The sequence below is a fragment of the Sphingomonas sp. CROZ-RG-20F-R02-07 genome, assembly GCF_022662335.1.
Classification (GTDB): Bacteria; Pseudomonadota; Alphaproteobacteria; order Sphingomonadales; family Sphingomonadaceae; genus Sphingomonas.
In genome coordinates this window covers 1-19,255 of sequence record NZ_JAKNQJ010000009.1, presented here as the reverse complement: position 1 = coordinate 19,255, position 19,255 = coordinate 1, and the positions used below count along the sequence as shown (strand labels likewise).

Sequence of the window (19,255 nt, the reverse complement as noted above, 5' to 3'; positions counted from 1 at the left end):
CATGCCACCCGAGTTTTGCGCAGGTGAAATTCCGGTCATGCTGCGTTGCAAAAAGGCAACGGAAATGAACCGATCCGGGGCTAGCCGCCGGCGACGATCGCGGCCCAGTCCGCCTCGCTGATGACGGCGATGCCCAACCCCGCGGCCTTGGTCAGCTTGGATCCGGCGCCCGGCCCGGCGATCACCAGATCGGTCTTGGCCGATACCGACCCCGCCACGCGCGCGCCGAGCGATTCGGCCTGCGCCTTGGCCTCGTCGCGCGACAGCGTCTCGAGCGATCCGGTGAACACCAGCGTCTTGCCCGACACCTGGGACGCGCGCGTTTCGTGCACCACGTCGAGCGGCGCCACCTCGCGCAGCAGATCGAACACCACGCGGCGGTTGTGCGGCTCGGCGGCGAAGGCGATCAGCGCGCCCGCCACCTCGGGCCCGATCCCCGCCGTCTCGATCGCCGCCACCAGCAGCCGGTCGCGCCGCAGGACGAACTTGCGCTCGCTCTCGCCGATCGCCGGCTTCGTCGCGCCATAGAGCCGCACCGCATGGCGCAGCACCGCGCCCAGCGCGCGCACCGAGACGTAGCGGCGCGCCAGATCGCGCGCGGTGATCTCGCCGACATGGCGAATGCCGAGCGCGAAGAGGAAGCGGTCGAGCGGGACGCGCCGCTTGTCCTCGATCGCGGCGAGCAGCTTATCGACCGACACATCGGCCAGCCGCTCGCGCGCGATCAGCGTGTCGCGGTGGTCCTTCAGGCGGAAGATGTCGGCCGGCGACGCGATCAGCCCGTCGTTGAAGAACTCCTCGATCCGCTTCAGCCCCAGCCCACCGATGTCGAACGCGTGGCGCGAGACGAAATGGATCAGCCGCTCGACGCGCTGCGCCGGGCAGATCAGCCCGCCCGTGCAGCGATAGACCACCTCGCCTTCGCCGCGTTCGGCGGCGGACCCGCATTCGGGGCAGGTCTGCGGGAATACCCACGGCGCACGCTCCGCCTCGGGCGTGAGATTTTCGACGATCTGCGGGATCACGTCGCCCGCGCGCTGCACCAGGACGCGGTCGCCCGGGCGCACCCCCAGCCGCGCGATCTCGTCGGCATTGTGGAGCGTGGCGTTGGTCACGACCACGCCGCCCACCGTAACGGGCTCGAGCCGCGCGACCGGTGTCAGCGCGCCGGTGCGGCCCACCTGGATGTCGATCCCGCGCAGCGTCGTCTGCGCACGCTCGGCGGGGAATTTGTGTGCGATCGCCCAGCGCGGCGCGCGCGCCACCTGGCCGAGCCGCGCCTGCCAGTCGAGCCGGTCGACCTTGTACACGACGCCGTCGATATCATAGGCCATGTCCGCCCGCGCCGCTTCGATCGCGCGATACACCGCGAGCGCGCCCGCGGCATCGTCCACCCGCGCGAACCCCGCCGCGATCGGAAAGCCCCAGTCGCGCAGCAGCGCCACCAGCCCGGCCTGCGTCTCCGCCGGCACCGCGCTCGCCTCGCCCCAGCCATGCGCGAGGAAGCGCAAGGGCCGGCTGGCCGTCACCCCCGCATCCTTCTGCCGCAGCGACCCGGCGGCGGCGTTGCGCGGGTTGGCGAACTGGCGCGCCTTGTCGGGATCCTCCGCCTCGGCGAGCAGCCGCGCGTTGAGCGCGGCGAAATCCGCCTTCGCCATATACACCTCGCCGCGCACCTCGAAGATCGCGGGCGCGCCGTCGGGCAGCGCCGCGGGGATGTCGGGGATCGTCCGCACGTTGGCGGTCACGTCCTCGCCCACCTGGCCGTCGCCGCGGGTCAGCGCCTGCACCAGCACGCCCGCCTCGTAGCGCAGCGAGCAGGATAGGCCGTCGATCTTGGGCTCGGCGGTCAGCGCGACGGGCTCGCCCTCGTCGAGCTTCAGGAAACGGCGCACGCGGCCTACGAATTCCGCCACCTCCTCGTCCGAAAAGGCGTTGTCGAGGCTGGTCATCGGCCGGGCATGCGCCACCTTGGCCAGATGGCCGCCCGGCGCCGCGCCCACCTTGGCGGAGGGCGAATCGGCGCGGACGAGATGCGGAAACGCCGTCTCGATCGCCGCATTCTCGCGCACCAGCGCGTCATAGGCGGCGTCGGTGATCTCGGGCGCATCCTCGCCGTGATAGCGCGCATCGTGATGCGCGATCTCGCCCGCGAGCGCTTCGAGGCGGGTGGCGGCTTCAGCCTCGGTGGCGGGGATCGGCGTCATCGGCGCAGGGTTAGGGGAGGGGGCGTGGCCTCTGCAAGCGCGACGGACCCTTTTGCGCACCCATGCGATTCTCGTCCCGTCTTTCCAAGGAATTAGCCATGACCGATTCGACCAGCCGACGCGATGTGATGAAGGGTGCAGCGGTCGCCGGCCTCGCCACCGCCGCGATCGGGATCGCCGCACCCGCCGACGCCGCTGGGGCAGGGGCGGGGGCGATGCCGCTGACCGATCCGCACGAACTCTACGCCAAGCCCCCGTTCCAGATGCAGTCGCAGCCCTGGCCCGGCCTGCAGAGCAAGATGACTCCCGTCCCCGATTGCGGCGAAAAGAGCTACAAGGGCTCGGGCCGTCTCGCCGGGCGCAAGGCGCTCATCACCGGCGGCGATTCGGGCATGGGCCGCGCCGCCGCCATCGCCTATGCCCGTGAGGGCGCCGACGTCGCGATCAACTATTACCCGACCGAAGAGCCCGATGCGCAGGACGTCGCCAAACTGATCCGCGCAGCGGGGCGCAAATGCGTGCTGCTGCCGGGCGACATCCGCGACGAGGCGTTCTGCACGGCGCTGCCGGGGCGTGCGGCGCAGCAGCTCGGCGGGCTCGACATCCTGGTCAGCAACGCCGCGTATCAGCAGGCCAAGGAGTCGATCCTCGACATCAGCTCGGCGCAGTTCGAACAGACGATGAAGACCAACGTCTATGCGATGTTCTGGATCGTGAAGGCGGCGGTGCCGCTGTTGAAGCCGGGTTCGGCGATCGTGTGCACCACCTCGGTCAACGCGTTCAGCCCAGGCAAGGACATCCTCGATTACGCGATGACGAAGGGTGCGATCCTGATCTTCATCAAGGGCACCGCCAAGCAGCTCGCCACCAAGGGCATCCGCGTCAACGGCGTGGCGCCCGGCCCGGTGTGGACGCCGCTCCAGGTGGCCGGCGGACAGACGGCGGAAGGGCTGGAGAAGTTCGGCTCCGACACCCCCTATGGCCGCCCCGGCGAACCCGCCGAACTGGCCGGCCTGTACGTGACGCTGGCGGAGGCGGGCAACAGCTATACCAGCGGCAGCATCATCGGCGCGAACGGCGGCAGCGGCGTTTCGTGAATGCGGGGGCAGGGGGCGGGACGACGTCAGTCCGATCCAGTCTCCAGATCCGTTCGTGCTGGGCTTGTCGAAGCGCGCTCTCGACGGCCGAGCCTAAGCCTGCAGAACGGGCCCTTCGACAAGCTCAGGGCGAACGGAATAAGATAAGGTCTTAAACGCCAAAGCTTGATGGTCGAACAGGCGTGCTTATTCACGGCATCGCGCTCACCTATTCCCTCCGCGCCTCCGCACCTCCGCGTGAACCCATTCTGCGGTCCGGACCGGTCCGCGCGGAGGCGCCGAGAGGCGGGCTTGGAGCCGGCGGCGTCGTGTCTCCTGCCTCGGGTCGATGGTGCGCGTGGAGGGGCGTCGCCCCGAGCACGCCATCTTTGCGTCTTCGCGTCTTCGAGTCTTCGCGCGAACCGGATGCCGCAGGCGGAGCGATGCTGGTAACGAAGAGGGGGCCCGCGAAATCCGCCGCTCTCCGGCAAGACCGAACCCACGCCCTGTCCTACGTCGCCATTTCGTGGCACCCGATCCCCATGCCCCCCGCGCTCGCCCCCTCCGGACTTTACCCGCGAACGCCCGAACACCGTCTCTCCACTTCATCCGTGAAGCACCTCCACTTCCTCCACTTCGCTCCCCGATCATGACCGCGCTGCCGATCGAATCGGTCCTGCCGGACCTGCTCGCGACGCTCAGCCGTACGCCCAACGCCGTGCTCGTCGCCCCGCCCGGCGCGGGCAAGACGACGGCGGTGGCGCCCGCGTTGCTGGGGCAGCCCTGGTGCACCGGCGAGATCCTCCTGCTTTCCCCGCGCCGCCTCGCCGCGCGGGCGGCGGCCGAGCGGATGGCGGCCAATGCGGGCGAAGCGGTGGGGCGGACGTTCGGCTACGCCACCCGGCTCGACAGCAAGCGTTCCGCCGCGACGCGAGTCACCGTCGTCACCGAGGGGATCTTCGTCGCGCGCATCCAGGCCGATCCCGAGCTCGCGGGCGTGTCCGCGGTGCTGTTCGACGAGGTGCACGAGCGCAGCCTCGACGGAGATTTCGGCCTCGCGCTCGCGCTCGACGCGCAGGCAGGGTTGCGGCCCGAACTGCGGCTGCTCGCCATGTCCGCCACGCTCGACGGCGCGCGCTTCGCCGCGCTGATGGGCGGCGGCGAAGAGGCGCCGGTGATCGAGAGCGAGGGCCGCAGCCACACGCTGGCGCTGCGCCATATCGGCCGCACCGCCGATCGGATCGAGGATGCGGTGGCGTCGGCGATCCGGCTGGCGCTGGGCGAGGCGGAGGGCGGGGTGCTCGCCTTTCTGCCCGGCGTGGCGGAGATCGAGCGCGTCGCCGAGCGGCTGGAGGCGCTGCCCGATACGATCGCGCTCCACCGGCTGCACGGCACGCTCGACCCGGCCGAGCAGCGCACGGCGATCCTTCCCGTGCCGGACGGCCGGCGCAAGGTGGTGCTGGCGACGAGCATCGCCGAGACCAGCCTGACGCTCGACGGCATTCGCATCGTGGTCGATTCGGGCCTTGCCCGGCGCCCGCGCTACGATCGCGCGGCGGGGATGACGCGGCTCGTGACCGAACGTGCGAGCCAGGCGGCGGTGGTGCAGCGCGCGGGCCGTGCGGCGCGGCAGGGGCCGGGCGTCGCGTATCGCCTGTGGGAAGAGGCGGCGACGGCTGGGCTGCCGCGGTTCGATCCGCCCGAGATCCTGGAGGCGGACCTGTCGGCGCTGACGCTCGACTGCGCGATCTGGGGGGTAGGGAGCCCGCGCGACCTGCGCTGGATCGATCCGCCGCCCGATGCGGCGCTGGCCGAGGCGCGAACGCGGCTGGAGGCGCTGGAGGCACTGGACGGCGATGGCCGGCCGACACCGCATGGCCGGCGGATCGCGACGCTGCCGATGCCGCCGCGGCTGGCGCATATGCTGGTGCGCGCGGCCGAAATCGGGCTGGCGGGCATCGCGGCGGAGATCGCGGTCCTGCTCGGCGAACGCGGGCTCGGCGGCAACGACCCCGATCTGGAGACGCGGCTGCGCCGCTGGCGCAGCGAGCGCGGCACCAAGGCGCAGGCAGCGCGCAAGCTTGCAGAACGCTGGGCGGCGCTCGTTCGCAGTGGCGGCGCGGACGAGGGTCATGCGGCGGGGTTGCCCATCTGCATTGCGCTCGCCTTTCCCGATCGGGTCGCGCGCCGCCGCGACGCGCGTGGGGAGGCGTGGGCGTCGGCCGGCGGGCGGGGCTTCCGGCTCGATCCGACATCGCCGCTCGCGCGCGCCGAATGGCTCGCGGTGGCGGAGACGCAGGGGTCGGCGGCCGGCGCGCGAATCCTCGCCGCGGCCGCCACCGATCTCGCCACGATCGAATCGCTGTTCGCCGACCGGATCGCGACTCGACGGACGGTCGTCTTCGATCCCGATACCGGCGGCGTGCGGGTGCTGCGCGAACGGACGCTCGGCACGCTGCGCCTGTCGAGCGGCACCGATGCTAACGCCGATCCGGCGGCGATCGCGGCGGCGCTGCTCGGCGGGGTGCGCACGCATGGCCTGGCGCTGCTGCCCTGGAGCGCGGCGGCGCTGGCGCTGCGCCAGCGTGCGGCGTTCGCCGGCGTCGGGCTGGACGATGCGGCGCTGATCGACTGTGCCGACGAATGGCTGGCGCCGTTGCTGGCGGGCCGGCGGCGGCTCGATGCGGTGCCCGGCGCGGCGCTGGCGGATGCGCTGCGCGACCTGATCGGGTGGGACGGCATGCGCACGATCGATTCGCTCGCCCCGGCCAGCTTCACCAGCCCCGCGGGCAGCACGCACGCGATCGACTATGCCGCGGAGGGCGGGCCGCGCGTCGAACTGCGCGTGCAGGCGCTGTTCGGGCTGGCGGTGCACCCGACGATCGGCACCGCGCGCGTGCCGCTGGTGCTGAGCCTTACTTCACCCGCGGGGCGGCCGATCCAGACGACGCGCGACCTGCCGGGCTTCTGGGCGGGAAGCTGGGCGGCGGTGGCCAAGGACATGCGCGGCCGCTATCCGCGCCATCCCTGGCCCGACGATCCCGCCGCCGCCGACCCGACGCTGCGCACGAAAAATGCGGATGCGCGCCGCCGTGGTTCTGGGTAAGGAGAGGCCCATGCCTACAGCCCGTATCTTCCAGCGCCCCAAGAACGCGATGCAGTCCGGCCGGTATCGGACCGGCCAGTGGCAGCTCGAATTCGAGCCGTCCGAGCCCAAGCGCCCCGATCCGCTGACCGGCTGGGCCGGCAGCGGCGACACGCGCGACCAAATCCGCCTGGGCTTCCCGACCATGGAGGCCGCGGTCGCGCATTGCGAGCGCGAGGGGTTCGATTACGTCGTGGTGCCCGCGCCCGAAAAGACGCTGAAGCTGCAGGCCTACGCCGACAATTTCAAATAGGGAGGAGGCGCGCGCCCAGCAGCAGGAGCAGCTTGGCGTCGATCCCGATCCCTTCGGCGCGTTTGGCATCGATGAAGCCCGGCACGTGCGGCAGCGCGACGCGGTGGACCATGATCTCCTCGTCATCCTCGCCGCCGCCGTTGCCGACCCGGGTCAGCCCCTCGGCGCGAACGAGCGTGAAGCTTTCCGACGTCATGCCCGGCGAGGAATAGAAGCTTCCCTCCGACACGATCCGGTCGGCGCGATAGCCGGTTTCCTCCTCAAGCTCACGCGCGGCGGCGAGGGCGATCGACTCGCCCGCCTCGGTATCGCCGACCAGCCCGGCGGGTAGTTCGAGGCAGCGGCGGCCGACGGGGATGCGATATTGCTCGACTAGGATCAGATGGCCGTCGTCCACCGCCACGATCACCGCGGCGCCAAGGCTCCCCTGGCGCTCGGCATATTCCCAGCTGCCGGATTTGCGGACGGTCAGAAACCGCCCCTCCCAGACCAGATCGCTCACAATTCGATCAGCCGGTCGGGCAGCTCGTTCGGATCGGTGCCGGTGTGCGGGAACGACTCGGCCAGCACCGCGCCCACCTGCGCGATCGCGGCCACCATCCCGTCGCCCGCGCGCCCGTCACGCAGCGCTTCGACCAGTGCGTGCATCGCATGGCCCCAGGCCTCGGGCCGGACACGCGCGAGGACCGCGGCATCGGTGACGATCTCCGCACGCCGTTCCGCCAGCGAAAGATAGAGCAGCACGCCCGTCCGGCTCGCGGTGCGCATCTCGATCGCAGCACGAAACAGCAGCACCGCGCGCGCCCGAACGCGCCGCGTCTTGGTACGCCCCGGCGTCAGCGCCATCCTGACCGTGAGCGGCGCGGTGAGAAGTCGAAATGCGAGAAAAACGATCGCGACGAGCACGATCAGCGCGCTGACGAGCATCCCCGTCGGCAGCGCCATATCCCATCCGCCGTGCAGCCGATCGAGCAGCGCCACCAGCGGCGCGGGCATTGCCGCGACGAGCGCCAGCGCCAGGAACATGCCGATCAGCGTCCAATGGAGCGCGACGTCGTGATAGGCATCTGAACGCGCCGCGACGATCGGCACGATCTCCGCATCCGTCGTTGCCTCCGCGGCGGTCACCGCCGCCGCGATCCGCGTCCGTGCGCCTTCGTCGAAGCTCACCATCCGCCCGATGCCCCGCCGCCGCCGCCCGAGCCGCCACCGCCGCCCGAAAAGCCACCATCACCCCACCCGCCGCTGCTCTCGCCGCCACCGGAACCGCCACCGCCGCCCCAGCTTCCGCCGCCCAGGCTCGATCCCCAGAGGAAGATCGGCAGCGCGCTGCCGCCGAAGCGGCTGCCGCCCTGTGATCCGCGCCGCAGGAACGACAGGCCGATAAAGCCGATCACCATGGCCCAGAAGATCAATCCGATGGGCACGCCGCCGCTCGACGAACGCCGGTGGGCGCGGTCGAACTGCGTCACCGCGGCGTCAGTCCTGGCCTTGGCTTCATCGGGCGAGGCGCGCAACTGGCCGATGATCGCATCGGTGCCCGCCTCCATCGCGCCGGGCACGTCGCCGGCTTGCAGCTTGGGCATCATCTGCTGGTTGATGATCGTGCTGGACAGCGCATCGGTCAGCACGGGCTCGAGTCCGTAGCCGACCTCGATCCGCGGGCCCCGATGGCCCGCGGGCTCGTTCGGCGCGATGAAGAGAATCGCGCCATTGTCCACGCCCTTCAGCCCCACGCCCCAGGCGCGGATCAGGCGATTGCCATAATCCTCGAGCGGATAGCCTTGTAGGTCCGGGATCGTCGCCACCACCAGCTGGCGGTGCGTATCGCGCTGCAGCGCCTGCAACTTGGCGGTCAGATCCGCCTTCGTCGCGTCGGGCAGGACGTTGGCGGCATCCACCACCAGCCCGGTGAACTTCGGGAAGGTCTGCGCCGCCGCCGGCGACAGCGCGAACAGCGCGACCAGCAGCGCGAGCAGGAGGCGGGCCAGTGCGCGCACCGCGATCAGTTCGCGTTGCCGAAATTGACCGATGGCGCGGTGTCCGCACCTGGCGTCGTGGCGGCGAACGGCACCATCGGCTTGGCACCGTAGAACACCTTGGCACCCACCGCGTCGGGGAAGGTGCGGATGCGCGTGTTATACTCCTGCACCGCCTGGTTGTAGTCGCGGCGCGCGATCGCGATGCGGTTCTCGGTGCCTTCCAACTGGCTCATCAACGTGGTGTAATTGCCCTGGCTCTTCAGCTCTGGATAGGCCTCCTGCAGTCGCTGGAGCGACATGGTGACGGCACCCTGCGCCCGCTGGAATGCGGCCACCTTGGCCGGATCCTTCAGATCGTCGCCCGAAAGCTGGGTCGATTGCGCACCGGCGCGCGCCTGCGTCACTTCGACGAGGATGCTCTTCTCCTGCGCGCCCGCAGCCTTCACCGTGGCGACGAGATTGGGGATCAGGTCGGCGCGGCGCTGATAGTCGTTCTGCACATCGGCCCAGCGTGCCTTGGCATTTTCCTCCGCGGTCGGAATGCTGTTCAACCCGCAGCCGGCCAGCGACACGGCGGCGGTCATTGCGAGTGCGGCACGAAGCTTCATGGACATCCCTCCCGGTTTCTGGCCTATCCCTACCACGCGCATCATGGAGGATGCAGGCCAAATCGAGAAGGGAAATGGCGCCGTGCTGAAAGAGTTCAAGACGTTCGTGATGCGGGGGAACGTGCTCGACCTCGCCGTCGCCGTCATCATCGGTGCCGCTTTCGGCAAGATCGTGACGTCGCTGACCGACGACGTGCTGATGCCGATCATTGGCAAGATCTTCGGCGGCCTGGACTTTTCGAGCTATTTCATCGTGATGGGCCCGGTGCCCGCGGCACTGCGCGGATCGAGCGACTATGCCGCGCTGAAAAAGGCCGGCGTCGCGCTGTTCGGCTATGGCGCGTTCGTCACCGCGGCGGTGAATTTCCTGATCGTCGCCTTCATCATCTTTCTCGTCGTCCGCGCGGTGAACCGGCTGATGCCCAAGCCCGAGGTGAAGACCGCCGCCGAACCCGCCGACGTCACGTTGCTCCGCGAGATCCGCGACGAACTGAAGGCGCGCCGCGTCGGCTAGGGCGGGTCGGTGTTCGGCTTGGGTTTCAGGTAGAGCATTCTGGAAGGCTTTTTTCCGTCCTAGCGAGCCGCACCCCGCCCGGGCTCAAGCGGCGGCAAGGTCCTCGGCGTTCGCGTCCGCCAGGCTGGTGCCGTCCAGGATCCGCGCGGTCTCGTCGCGCACGCGCATCATGGCGTGGCGGATCGCGCAGTCCGCCTCGCTCTTGCAGTCCGTGCAGCGGCGATAGGCGGTTCGGCTGACGCAGGGGACCAGCGCGAGCGGGCCTTCGATCACGCGGATCACGTCGCCGAGCGAGATCAGGTGCGTCGGGCGCGAGAGACAATAGCCGCCCATCTTGCCGCGGTGGCTGTGGAGCAGCCCCGCCTCGCGCAGATCGGCCAGGATGAGCTCGAGAAACTTGCGCGGCACGTTTGCCTCCGCCGCGATCCGCCCCATGGGGATCGGCGGCGCGCCCATCGGCGCCTCGGCAAGGTAGAGCATCGCGCGAAGCGCGTAGCGGGAACGCTGGGTCAACATGATCCAGGTTTCTATGGCGCGGGTTTGTGGCGAGCGAAAGGCGGGGTTTCCATGCGCCCGCCCAGCGCCTATATCGGGCGTGCCGGTGGGATTCTCCTGTCCGGCTATGGCGATAAAGCGTGGCGTACAATAGGCGCAGCGGACCCGGGGGCAGTACCCGGCGACTCCACCACCGGCTTCCATCCTTCGGGGCGGGCGCCGATGACGGGGTCGAACCAGGATCGACGTGTGTTGAAAAGCGCTATGTTTCGCTCGGAATGGGACCACCGCGACGGCCCATACACAAGTGCCAACGATAACGAAGCACTCGCGATTGCCGCGTAACTGACGGCCTCACGGCCTTAGGTTACACGAACAAAAGCGCGGTTCGGGCCGCACCGGGCAACAGAAGCGGACACCGGCGGTACGGGGAGCACCGAGCAACAGAAGCTCCCCACTTGATGACCGCAGGACGTCAGGATCAGGCGGCTTGCCTATCCATCGTCGGCGCCTCGCCCGAAACCTGCGCATGCCAGAGGTCGATCAGGCCGGCGACCTTTTGCAGCGACTCCGGCCGGTGATGGTTGATGTCGTACATCTCGTCGGGGCCGTGCAGCAGGCCCAGCTCCCCGATCGACAGGCCGGGGGTGACGATATCGCGCCAGATCGCGTTGAACGCGCGGGTGCGTTCCGCGCTCATGCCGATATCCGGACGATAGAAGCCGTCCGGCTGATCGTCGGGGGGCAGCAGCACCAGCATTTCGATCCCGCGTTCGGCAACGAATGCCGCGAGCCGACGCGCGCACAGCGCGTAAAGCCCGGTATCGAGCATTTGCGCCAGTGGCCCCCACGGGCCGTTCGCATATTCGGTGCCCACGGCATAAACGAGATAGGGTGGGAATGGCTGGCTGGGAAATTCATCGTCCAGAACGCTGCGCAGCAGGAACACGTTCGGAAAATTATCGAACAGGATCTGCGCGCGAAGCGTGCTGAAATGGGCGAGGCCACCCGACTGGCAATTCGCCATGATCCGCAGCACCGGCTCGGCGACCATGCGATCGGCCAGTAATCGGCTGCGGCTTTCGTCATCGTCGATCAGGCGGCATTCGATCCAGTCCGATGGCGTGGCATCGAACCGGTCGGCAAAACCGGGCTCTGCCATCTCCGCGATGGCCGGATAGAGCGTGGCACCGCGAACGGGGAGGTGATCGAGCGCATAGCGCTCCAGCCCCATATGCATCGCGCGGCACGAGAACACGAAATGGCGGACGCCGAACGGCGCGCGATCATGGTCGCGCTCCAGCATGACGAAGCCGACCAGACCATAATCGCCGTATCGGTCCCATGCGAAGACCGCGAGGCTGGCGTGGCGAACGACGTCGATGATGGTTTCGCGCAGTTCCTCCACCGTCACGCGCGAGCCGGTGTAGTTCAACTGGTTCGACCGGTTGATGAGTTCGGCGATGCGGCCGACATGATCCAGCGTCTCCATGCAGAACGGCAGGCAGACGCGGATCTCGCAGGATCGCAGGAATTCCACGTCGGATAGCGGAAGGCCCATGGCGCGATCGGCACGCCGGGTTTCCAGCACCCGATAATCCGCCACGCGGCTGCGTGTGCCGGTCTGCGCGGCGAGCAGCGCCGCCAGCACCGTGTCGGCATCGGCGGCGGTGGCGTCGAGGCACTGGATCTCGGGCAGCAGGAAGCGGACTTCGCCCAGGTTCAGCGGATTGTCGTCGATGAACAGCACGTCGACGGCGCGCAACTGCATGTCCGCGATGATCCGCGCGATCGCCTGCGGCTTGGGCTCGAACGCGATCTGCGGAAAGACGAATTCGTCCCACAGCCCAAGTTCGGTCAGCCGTGCCTGCGCAGTCGTGAAATCATTCTTCGAACAGATCGCCGAGACGACACCGCGGGCATTGAATGCGCGGATCAGCGCGACGCGCGCGGGGAAGGGGGTGACGGGCTCGCCATCCGCCAGCGTTCCCCGCCACAGCGTATCGTCGAGATCCCAGATGATGAGCTTTACCGCCATGACCGACCCCGCTTGCCCGGGCGCACGCATCCCCGAGCCGCGATCCGCTTTGGCGAAACAGGGATAAGGGCCGGTTAACGATGACGGCGCCCTCAACGAAAAAGGGGCCCGGTCGCCCGAGCCCCTTTTCCCGTTTCGCGGTGGCGAAACGATCAGTCGCGATCGCCCGTCAGGAAGGCCGGCGCGAACTCGGGCGCCGCGCCCTCGTCCTTGCCGCCCGAACGGTCACCGCCCGAACGCTCGCCGCGCGGAGCGCCGCCGCCATCGCGACGGGGGCCGCGGCCGCCATCGCCGTCCCGGCGCGGACCACGATCGCCGCCACGGCCGCCGCCGCCATTGCCGCCATTGCCGCCATTGCCGTCGCCACGCGGGCCACGGCCGCCATCGCCGTCGCGCCGCGGACCGCGCGCACCGCGATCGCCGCCTTCGCGCGGTTCGCGCGCCGGGCGGGTGTCTTCCAGCTCGGCGCCGGTCTCCTGATCGACGACGCGCATCGACAGGCGCACCTTGCCGCGCGGATCGATCTCGAGGACCTTCACCTTCACGGCCTGGCCTTCGGACAGTGCATCCGACACCTTCTCGACGCGCTCGTTCTTGATCTCGGAAACGTGGACGAGCCCGTCCTTGCCGCCCATGAAGTTCACGAACGCACCGAAATCGACCAGGTTGACGACCTTGCCGTCATAGACCTTGCCCACTTCGGCCTCTTCGACCAGGCCCTTGATCCACGCGATCGCGGCATCGATCTGCGCGCTGTCGGACGAGCTGACCTTGATGACGCCCTCGTCGTCGATGTCGACCTTGGCGCCGGTCTGCGCGACGATCTCGCGGATCACCTTGCCGCCGGTGCCGATCACTTCGCGGATCTTCGACTTGTCGATCGTGAAGGTCTCGATGCGCGGCGCGTGCGCCGACAGTTCCTCGCGGGTGTGGTCGAGCGCCTTGGCCATTTCGCCCAGGATGTGGGCGCGGCCTTCCTTGGCCTGCGCCAGCGCCTTGCCCATGATCTCTTCGGTGATGCCGGCGATCTTGATGTCCATCTGCATCGTGGTGATGCCCTCGGACGTGCCCGCCACCTTGAAGTCCATGTCGCCCAGATGATCCTCGTCGCCGAGGATGTCGGACAGCACCGCGAAGTTCTTGCCTTCGAGGATCAAGCCCATCGCGATGCCCGAAACCGGGCGCTTCAGCGGCACGCCGGCGTCCATCATGCTGAGCGAACCGCCGCAGACCGTCGCCATCGACGACGAGCCGTTGCTCTCGGTGATGTCGCTGAGGACGCGGATGGTGTAGGGGAACTCGTCCTTCGACGGCAGCACCGGATGCAGCGCGCGCCAGGCGAGCTTGCCGTGACCGACTTCGCGGCGGCCAGGCGCACCGAAGCGGCCCACTTCACCGACCGAATAGGGCGGGAAGTTGTAGTGCAGCATGAAGTTTTCGTAGGACAGGCCGTTCAGCCCGTCGATCATCTGCTCCGCGTCGCGCGTGCCGAGCGTCGTGGTGCAGATCGACTGCGTCTCGCCGCGCGTGAACAGCGCCGAGCCGTGCGTGCGCGGCAGGAAATGCACCATCGCCTCGATCGGACGGATCTGCGTGGTGGTGCGGCCGTCGATGCGCGTGCCGTCCTTCAGGATGGCGCCGCGGACGATCTCCGCCTCCAGCTTCTTCATCAGCTTGCCGGCAGCCATCTGGTCCTGCGGGCTCGCATCGGCGAACGCCGTCTTGCCCTTGGCGCGCGCGGCGTTCAGCAGGTCCGAGCGCTTGGACTTGTCGGTCACCTTGTAGGCGGCGGCGATGTCCTTGCCGATCAGCTTCTTCAGCTTGTCCTTGGCGGCCGACAGGTCGGCCTGCTCGGCCATTTCCCAAGGCTCCTTGGCGGCCTTTTCGGCCAGATCGATGATGAGGTTCGCGGCCTCGCGGCACGCCGTGTGCGCGAACTGCACCGCGCCCAGCATCACCTCTTCCGACAGCTCCTTGGCTTCGGATTCGACCATCATCACGGCCTGGCCGGTGGCGGCGACGACGAGGTCGAGATCGCCCGACTTGGTCTCTTCCAGCGTCGGGTTCAGGATGTATTCGCCATCGACATAGCCGACGCGTGCCGCGCCGATCGGGCCCATGAACGGCACGCCCGAGATCGTCAGCGCCGCCGACGCCGCGACCATCGCGAGCACGTCGGGCTCGTTCTCGCCATCATAGCTGAGAACCTGGCAGATCACGTTGATCTCGTTGTAGAAGCCTTCCGGGAACAGCGGGCGGATCGGGCGATCGATCAGGCGGCTGGTCAGCGTCTCCTTCTCGGTGGCGCCACGCTCGCGCTTGAAGAAGCCGCCGGGGATGCGGCCGCTGGCGGAGAACTTCTCCTGGTAATGGACGGTGAGCGGGAAGAAATCCTGCCCTTCCTTGACGGTGCGTGCGGCGGTGACCGCGCACAACACCACGGTTTCGCCCAGGGTGGCGAGCACGGCGCCGTTCGCCTGGCGGGCGACGCGGCCCGTCTCGAGCGTCAGCGTCTTGCCGCCCCACTGGGCGCTTACGGTCTGGGTATCGAACATCTGTTTTCCTTCACTCCGGCGGCCGGATGCCGGCCGGGGCCTATGTGCGGACTAAGCCGGTCCGCGGCGGTTCCGGGTCTGTCATGACCCGCGGCCAGTTCGCCGGATTGCGGAACTGGCGCATACGAGAAGGGCGCCACGGGGGCGCCCTTCGGGTTACTTGCGAAGGCCGAGCTTCGCGATGAGATCGAGATAGCGCTGGCCGTCCTTGTGACGGAGATAGTCGAGCAGCGAACGCCGCTTGTTGACCATCATCAGCAGACCGCGGCGCGAATGATTGTCCTTCTTGTGGCCCTTGAAATGCTCGGTCAGGTTCTTGATCCGCTCGGTGAGGATCGCGACCTGGACTTCGGGCGAACCGGTGTCGCCGTCCTGGCGGGCATGTTCGCGGACGAGTTCGGTCTTGCGTTCGGCGGTGATCGTCATGATGCTTCCTTCGACATCGGGAGGTTGAAGCCGCGGACGACGACGGCGTTTCCCGCCTGAACCTCGACCAGCGCGACCGGGACATCGTCCAGGACGGCGAAGCGGAGGCCATCGTCATCGGCGATCCCGTCCAGCACGCGCCCCTGTCGGAGCGCTCCTGCCTGGGCGGGGGTGAGGGATAGAGCCGGGATGTCGTCCAGCCCCGCCCTCAACGGCAGGAGTAGGTGTTCAAGGGCGCGCGCCTGCCCGAGTTCGTCGAGTTTGTCCAGCGATATCGCCTGGGTGAGGCCGAACGGCCCCGCCTTTGTCCGCCGCAGCATCGTCACATGGCCGACCGTGCCGAGCGCCACCGCGATGTCGCGCGCGAGGCTGCGGATATACGTCCCCTTGGAGACATGGGCGCTGAGCGTGATCGCCTCCAACGCGCCCGGCGCCGGGTCGCCGACGATGCCCAGCGCATGGACGGTCACGTCACGGCTGGCGAGCACCACCGTCTCGCCCGCGCGCGCCCGATCATAGGCGCGTTCGCCATCCACCTTCAGCGCGGAATAGGCGGGCGGCACCTGCGCGATCGGCCCGGTGAAGCGCTGCAGCACCGCCGCCACCGCCTCGCGCGTCGGGCGCAGCGGCGCGGTGGCGACCGGCACGCCCTCGCCGTCCAGCGTGTCGGTCTGCGTGCCGAACGCGATGGTGAATTCATATCGCTTGTCGCTGTCGAGCATCCGCCCGGCCAGCTTCGTCGCCTCGCCGATCGCGATCGGCAGCACGCCCGTCGCCAGCGGGTCGAGCGTGCCGCCATGGCCCACCTTCCACTTGCCATAGCCGCCCTGGCGCAGCGCACGCTTCACCGCGGACACGCCCTGCGTCGATCCGAGCCCCAGCGGCTTGTCGAGAATGATCCAGCCATGCATGCGGTGCGACGCCCTAACCCAATGCCGCGGTAAAATGCCGGCGGCACAGCGCGACATAGCGTTCGTTGCCGCCGATGTCGGTCTGTTCGCCATCGGCGATCGCTCGGCCTTGGGAATCCACCCGCAGGTTCATCGTCGCCTTGCGCCCGCAGGTGCATACCGATTTGATCTCGACCAGACTGTCCGCGATCGCCAGCAGCCGCGCCGATCCCTCGAAGAGCGCGCCCCGAAAATCGGTACGCAGCCCATAGGCGAGCACCGGGATGCCGGTCGTGTCGCACAGCCGGGCGAGTTGATCGACCTGTGCGCCGGTCAGGAACTGCGCCTCGTCCACGAGCACGCACGCAACCGGCTCGCGCGCATGACGCTCGCGCACGCAGGCGCCCAGATCGGTGCCGGAATCGAACGCAATCGCCGGTTCGGACAGCCCGATCCGTGACGTGATCGTGCCGCGTTCGAACCGCGTGTCGACGCCCGCGGTGAATAGCATCGTCGCCATGCCCCGCTCGCGATAGTTGAAATCGGCCTGGAGCAGGTTGGTTGATTTGCCTGCGTTCATCGAGGCATAATAGAAATAGAGTTTGGCCATCAGGCGAGCGTCTCGATGGGAATGGGGCTTCCGGACACTGGCCGCCTGACGAGGATGCGGCCGAGCGCGCCTGTCGGCAAGATGTGGCTTACCGGTGCCCCCGTCAATCGTCGGTCAGATCGCGCGCGACCTTGGGATCACGCAGCAACCGGTCGATATGCGTGCCCTCGTCGAAGCTTTCGTCGGCCAGGAACTTCAGCTTGGCGGCATAGCGCGTCTGTACGCGCGCGGCGACTTCCCGTTGCAGAAAGGCGGTGTTGGTGCGCAGCGCCTTCAACACTTTCTCCTCGTCGGCGCCGAGCAGCGGCTTCACGAAGGCGGTGGCGTGGCGCAGGTCGGGCGACATGCGCACCTCGGTGATCGTCACCGGATGCTTCGCCAGCACGTCGTCATGCACGTCACCGCGCTGGAGGATCGCGGAGAGCGCATGGCGCACCTGCTCGCCGACGCGCAGCGTGCGGACGGATTTGGTTTCGGGCGTGTCGTTCTTCATCGCGATATCCCCTCCCGCGCGGGCGGGAGGGGAAGCCCTTTACAGCGTGCGCTCGCGCATCTCGACCTCGAAGGTTTCGAGATAGTCGCCCGCCTTGATGTCCACGAAGTTCTGCGTGAACGTCACGCCGCATTCGAGACCGGCGCGAACCTCGGCCACGTCGTCCTTGAAGCGACGCAGCGAGGCGATCTCGCCCTGGTAGATGATGACGTCATTGCGTGTGATGCGCGCGCGGAGCGCCTTGCGGATGATACCGTCGGTGACGAGCAGGCCCGCCGCCTTGCCGTGCTTGCCCGCCGAGAACACCTCGCGGATTTCGGCGCGGCCGACCACCGTCTCGAACGCCTCCGGCCCGAGCTCGCCCGCCATGCCGGCGCGGATGTCGTCCGTCAGGTCGTAGATCACGTCGTAATATTTGAACGCGACCTTCTGGCGCTCGGCGATCTCGCGCGCCTTGGCATTGGGGCGCACGTTGAAGCCGATGATCGGCGCCCCCGACGCGCCGGCCAGCGTCACGTCGGATTCGGTGATGCCGCCGACGCCCGAATGAAGCACGCGCGCCTTGATGAGGTCGGTCGAGATCTTGTTGATCGCGCCGACGATCGCCTCGACCGTGCCCTGCGTGTCTGCCTTCACGACCAGCGGATATTCGATCGCCTGCTTTTCCTTCAGCGCGGAGAACATCGACTCCAGGCTGGCGGGGGTTGAGGTCGTCCGCTTGTCGGTCTTCACGCCGGCACGGTATTCCGCCACTTCGCGCGCCCGCGCCTCGTTGTCGACCACCTGGAGCGGATCGCCTGCGGACGGGACGCCCGAGAGACCGAGCACCTCGACCGGCATTGCCGGCCCCGCTTCCTTCACCTGCTTGCCCTTGTCGTCGACCAGCGCGCGCACCTTGCCGCTTTCGGCGCCAACGACGAACACGTCGCCCACCTTCAGCGTGCCGCGGCTGACGAGGATCGTCGCCACGGGGCCGCGGCCCTTGTCGAGCTTGGCCTCGATCACCGTGCCTTCGGCCTGGCGATCGGGGTTGGCGCGCAGTTCGAGCAGCTCGGCCTGGAGCAGGATCTTCTCGATCAGCGTGTCGAGTCCGGTCTTCTTGAGCGCCGACACCTCGACGTCTTGGACGTCGCCGCCCATGTCCTCGACGACGATCTCTTCCGACAGCAAGCGCTCGCGCACCTTCTGCGGATTGGCGCCTTCCTTGTCGACCTTGTTGATCGCCACGATCATCGGCACGCCGGCCGCCTTGGTGTGGTTGATCGCCTCGATCGTCTGCGGCATCAGCCCGTCGTCCGCCGCGACCACCAGCACCACGATGTCCGTCACGTCCGCGCCGCGCGCACGCATCTGCGTGAACGCCTCGTGGCCGGGCGTATCGAGGAAGGTGATCTTCTGCTTGTCCTTCAGCGTCACCTGGTAGGCGCCGATATGCTGGGTGATGCCGCCGGCCTCGCCGCGCACCACGTCGGTGCCGCGCAGCGCGTCGAGCAGGCTCGTCTTGCCGTGATCGACATGGCCCATGATCGTGACGACCGGGGGCCGCGGACGCAGCGTCTCGACCGCATCCTCGTCGGTGTCGTGCGCGATATCGATGTCGGAGTCGCTCACGCGGACGATGTTGTGGCCAAATTCGGTGACGAGCAGCTCGGCCGTATCCTGGTCGATCGTTTGCGTCATCGTGACGGGCATGCCCATCTTGAACAGCGTCTTGACCAGGTCTGCACCCTTTTCGGCCATGCGGTTGGCGAGCTCCTGCACGGTGATCGCCTCGGGCACCACCACGTCGCGGACCTGCTTGGCCTGCGCCTCGCGCGGGCCACCGACGCCGCGGCGTTCCTTTTCGCGGGCGCGCTTCAGCGCGGCGAGGCTGCGCGAACGCGCGCCGTCGTCGCCGAGCGCGCGGTTGACGGTCAGCTTGCCGGACTGGCGGCGATCGTCGCCCTTGCGGTCACGCTGCTGC

The 19,255-nt window shown here is 68.5% G+C and carries 17 protein-coding genes and 1 other RNA gene; 5 read left to right on the top strand and 13 right to left on the bottom strand.

Translation table 11 applies throughout. The features are described from left to right. Positions 1-80: 80 nt before the first annotated feature. Positions 81-2,207 (bottom strand): NAD-dependent DNA ligase LigA, encoded by a 2,127-nt coding sequence (gene ligA, locus L8H00_RS13345; RefSeq protein WP_242097789.1) that lies wholly within the window; start codon positions 2,205-2,207, stop codon positions 81-83. A gap of 98 nt (positions 2,208-2,305) precedes the next feature. Between ligA and L8H00_RS13340 the strand changes: the two genes are divergently transcribed. From L8H00_RS13340 to L8H00_RS13330, 3 genes are all read left to right on the top strand, one after another. After that, entirely contained in the window at positions 2,306-3,304 is a 999-nt protein-coding gene (locus L8H00_RS13340; protein WP_276589043.1) for an SDR family oxidoreductase, read from the top strand. A gap of 628 nt (positions 3,305-3,932) precedes the next feature. Beyond that, positions 3,933-6,389, top strand: coding sequence for an ATP-dependent helicase HrpB (hrpB, locus tag L8H00_RS13335; RefSeq protein WP_242097788.1), 2,457 nt, complete (start codon positions 3,933-3,935; stop codon positions 6,387-6,389). 10 nt (positions 6,390-6,399) lie between these two features. Beyond that, on the top strand, positions 6,400-6,681 hold the full coding sequence (locus tag L8H00_RS13330; RefSeq protein WP_242097787.1) for an ETC complex I subunit: 282 nt from the start codon (positions 6,400-6,402) through the stop codon (positions 6,679-6,681). Here L8H00_RS13330 and L8H00_RS13325 read toward each other — a convergent pair. From L8H00_RS13325 to L8H00_RS13310, 4 genes are read right to left on the bottom strand one after another with little or no spacing between them, the layout of a single operon-like run. Further along, complete coding sequence (locus L8H00_RS13325; RefSeq protein WP_242097897.1) at positions 6,674-7,186, bottom strand: NUDIX hydrolase; 513 nt, start codon at positions 7,184-7,186, stop codon at positions 6,674-6,676. The genes L8H00_RS13330 and L8H00_RS13325 overlap by 8 nt on opposite strands. Further along, positions 7,180-7,851 (bottom strand): hypothetical protein, encoded by a 672-nt coding sequence (locus tag L8H00_RS13320; RefSeq protein ID WP_242097786.1) that lies wholly within the window; start codon positions 7,849-7,851, stop codon positions 7,180-7,182. Before L8H00_RS13320 ends, L8H00_RS13325 begins: the two co-directional genes overlap by 7 nt. Beyond that, complete coding sequence (locus L8H00_RS13315) at positions 7,848-8,672, bottom strand: TPM domain-containing protein (protein ID WP_242097896.1); 825 nt, start codon at positions 8,670-8,672, stop codon at positions 7,848-7,850. The genes L8H00_RS13320 and L8H00_RS13315 overlap by 4 nt, the downstream gene beginning before the upstream one ends. A 14-nt stretch (positions 8,673-8,686) precedes the next feature. Then, positions 8,687-9,271: a LemA family protein gene (locus L8H00_RS13310; protein WP_242097785.1), complete on the bottom strand. Its 585-nt coding sequence runs from the start codon at positions 9,269-9,271 to the stop codon at positions 8,687-8,689. Positions 9,272-9,353: 82 nt separating this feature from the next. On the opposite strand from L8H00_RS13310, the gene mscL reads away from it, so the two are divergent. Next, on the top strand, positions 9,354-9,785 hold the full coding sequence (gene mscL, locus L8H00_RS13305; protein WP_242097784.1) for a large conductance mechanosensitive channel protein MscL: 432 nt from the start codon (positions 9,354-9,356) through the stop codon (positions 9,783-9,785). An 84-nt stretch (positions 9,786-9,869) separates the two neighbouring features. On the opposite strand, the gene L8H00_RS13300 is transcribed toward mscL, so the two are convergent. After that, positions 9,870-10,301, bottom strand: coding sequence for an Rrf2 family transcriptional regulator (locus L8H00_RS13300; RefSeq protein WP_242097783.1), 432 nt, complete (start codon positions 10,299-10,301; stop codon positions 9,870-9,872). 42 nt (positions 10,302-10,343) lie between these two features. On the opposite strand from L8H00_RS13300, the gene ssrA reads away from it, so the two are divergent. After that, positions 10,344-10,700, top strand: a transfer-messenger RNA (tmRNA) gene (gene ssrA, locus L8H00_RS13295). 61 nt (positions 10,701-10,761) lie between these two features. On the opposite strand, the gene L8H00_RS13290 is transcribed toward ssrA, so the two are convergent. From L8H00_RS13290 to infB, 7 genes are all read right to left on the bottom strand, one after another. After that, the gene (locus L8H00_RS13290; RefSeq protein WP_242097782.1) at positions 10,762-12,318 is read right to left on the bottom strand and encodes an HAD family hydrolase; all 1,557 of its coding nucleotides are present in this window, start codon (positions 12,316-12,318) and stop codon (positions 10,762-10,764) included. Positions 12,319-12,470: 152 nt separating this feature from the next. After that, positions 12,471-14,873: a polyribonucleotide nucleotidyltransferase gene (pnp, locus tag L8H00_RS13285; RefSeq protein WP_242097781.1), complete on the bottom strand. Its 2,403-nt coding sequence runs from the start codon at positions 14,871-14,873 to the stop codon at positions 12,471-12,473. A gap of 156 nt (positions 14,874-15,029) precedes the next feature. Further along, the gene (rpsO, locus tag L8H00_RS13280; protein WP_242097780.1) at positions 15,030-15,299 is read right to left on the bottom strand and encodes a 30S ribosomal protein S15; all 270 of its coding nucleotides are present in this window, start codon (positions 15,297-15,299) and stop codon (positions 15,030-15,032) included. Beyond that, on the bottom strand, positions 15,296-16,210 hold the full coding sequence (gene truB, locus L8H00_RS13275; protein WP_242097779.1) for a tRNA pseudouridine(55) synthase TruB: 915 nt from the start codon (positions 16,208-16,210) through the stop codon (positions 15,296-15,298). Before truB ends, rpsO begins: the two co-directional genes overlap by 4 nt. Before the next feature lie 13 nt (positions 16,211-16,223). Then, the gene (locus L8H00_RS13270) at positions 16,224-16,799 is read right to left on the bottom strand and encodes a thymidine kinase (protein WP_242097778.1); all 576 of its coding nucleotides are present in this window, start codon (positions 16,797-16,799) and stop codon (positions 16,224-16,226) included. Between the two features lie 103 nt (positions 16,800-16,902). Further along, complete coding sequence (gene rbfA / locus L8H00_RS13265) at positions 16,903-17,292, bottom strand: 30S ribosome-binding factor RbfA (RefSeq protein ID WP_242097777.1); 390 nt, start codon at positions 17,290-17,292, stop codon at positions 16,903-16,905. A gap of 39 nt (positions 17,293-17,331) precedes the next feature. Beyond that, the coding region (infB, locus tag L8H00_RS13260) for a translation initiation factor IF-2 (protein WP_242097776.1) at positions 17,332-19,255 on the bottom strand (1,924 nt) is incomplete at its 5' end.

Excerpts from the sequence above, each read along its gene's own strand:
- ligA (WP_242097789.1), bottom strand. The coding sequence starts at position 2,207 with ATGACGCCGATCCCCGCCACCGAGGCTGAAGCCGCCACCCGCCTCGAA.
- truB (WP_242097779.1), bottom strand. The coding sequence starts at position 16,210 with ATGCATGGCTGGATCATTCTCGACAAGCCGCTGGGGCTCGGATCGACG.
- rbfA (WP_242097777.1), bottom strand. The coding sequence starts at position 17,292 with ATGAAGAACGACACGCCCGAAACCAAATCCGTCCGCACGCTGCGCGTC.
- hrpB (WP_242097788.1), top strand. The coding sequence starts at position 3,933 with ATGACCGCGCTGCCGATCGAATCGGTCCTGCCGGACCTGCTCGCGACG.
- L8H00_RS13300 (WP_242097783.1), bottom strand. The coding sequence starts at position 10,301 with ATGTTGACCCAGCGTTCCCGCTACGCGCTTCGCGCGATGCTCTACCTT.
- rpsO (WP_242097780.1), bottom strand. The coding sequence starts at position 15,299 with ATGACGATCACCGCCGAACGCAAGACCGAACTCGTCCGCGAACATGCC.
- pnp (WP_242097781.1), bottom strand. The coding sequence starts at position 14,873 with ATGTTCGATACCCAGACCGTAAGCGCCCAGTGGGGCGGCAAGACGCTG.
- L8H00_RS13290 (WP_242097782.1), bottom strand. The coding sequence starts at position 12,318 with ATGGCGGTAAAGCTCATCATCTGGGATCTCGACGATACGCTGTGGCGG.
- L8H00_RS13330 (WP_242097787.1), top strand. The coding sequence starts at position 6,400 with ATGCCTACAGCCCGTATCTTCCAGCGCCCCAAGAACGCGATGCAGTCC.
- L8H00_RS13340 (WP_276589043.1), top strand. The coding sequence starts at position 2,306 with ATGACCGATTCGACCAGCCGACGCGATGTGATGAAGGGTGCAGCGGTC.
- L8H00_RS13310 (WP_242097785.1), bottom strand. The coding sequence starts at position 9,271 with ATGAAGCTTCGTGCCGCACTCGCAATGACCGCCGCCGTGTCGCTGGCC.
- L8H00_RS13270 (WP_242097778.1), bottom strand. The coding sequence starts at position 16,799 with ATGGCCAAACTCTATTTCTATTATGCCTCGATGAACGCAGGCAAATCA.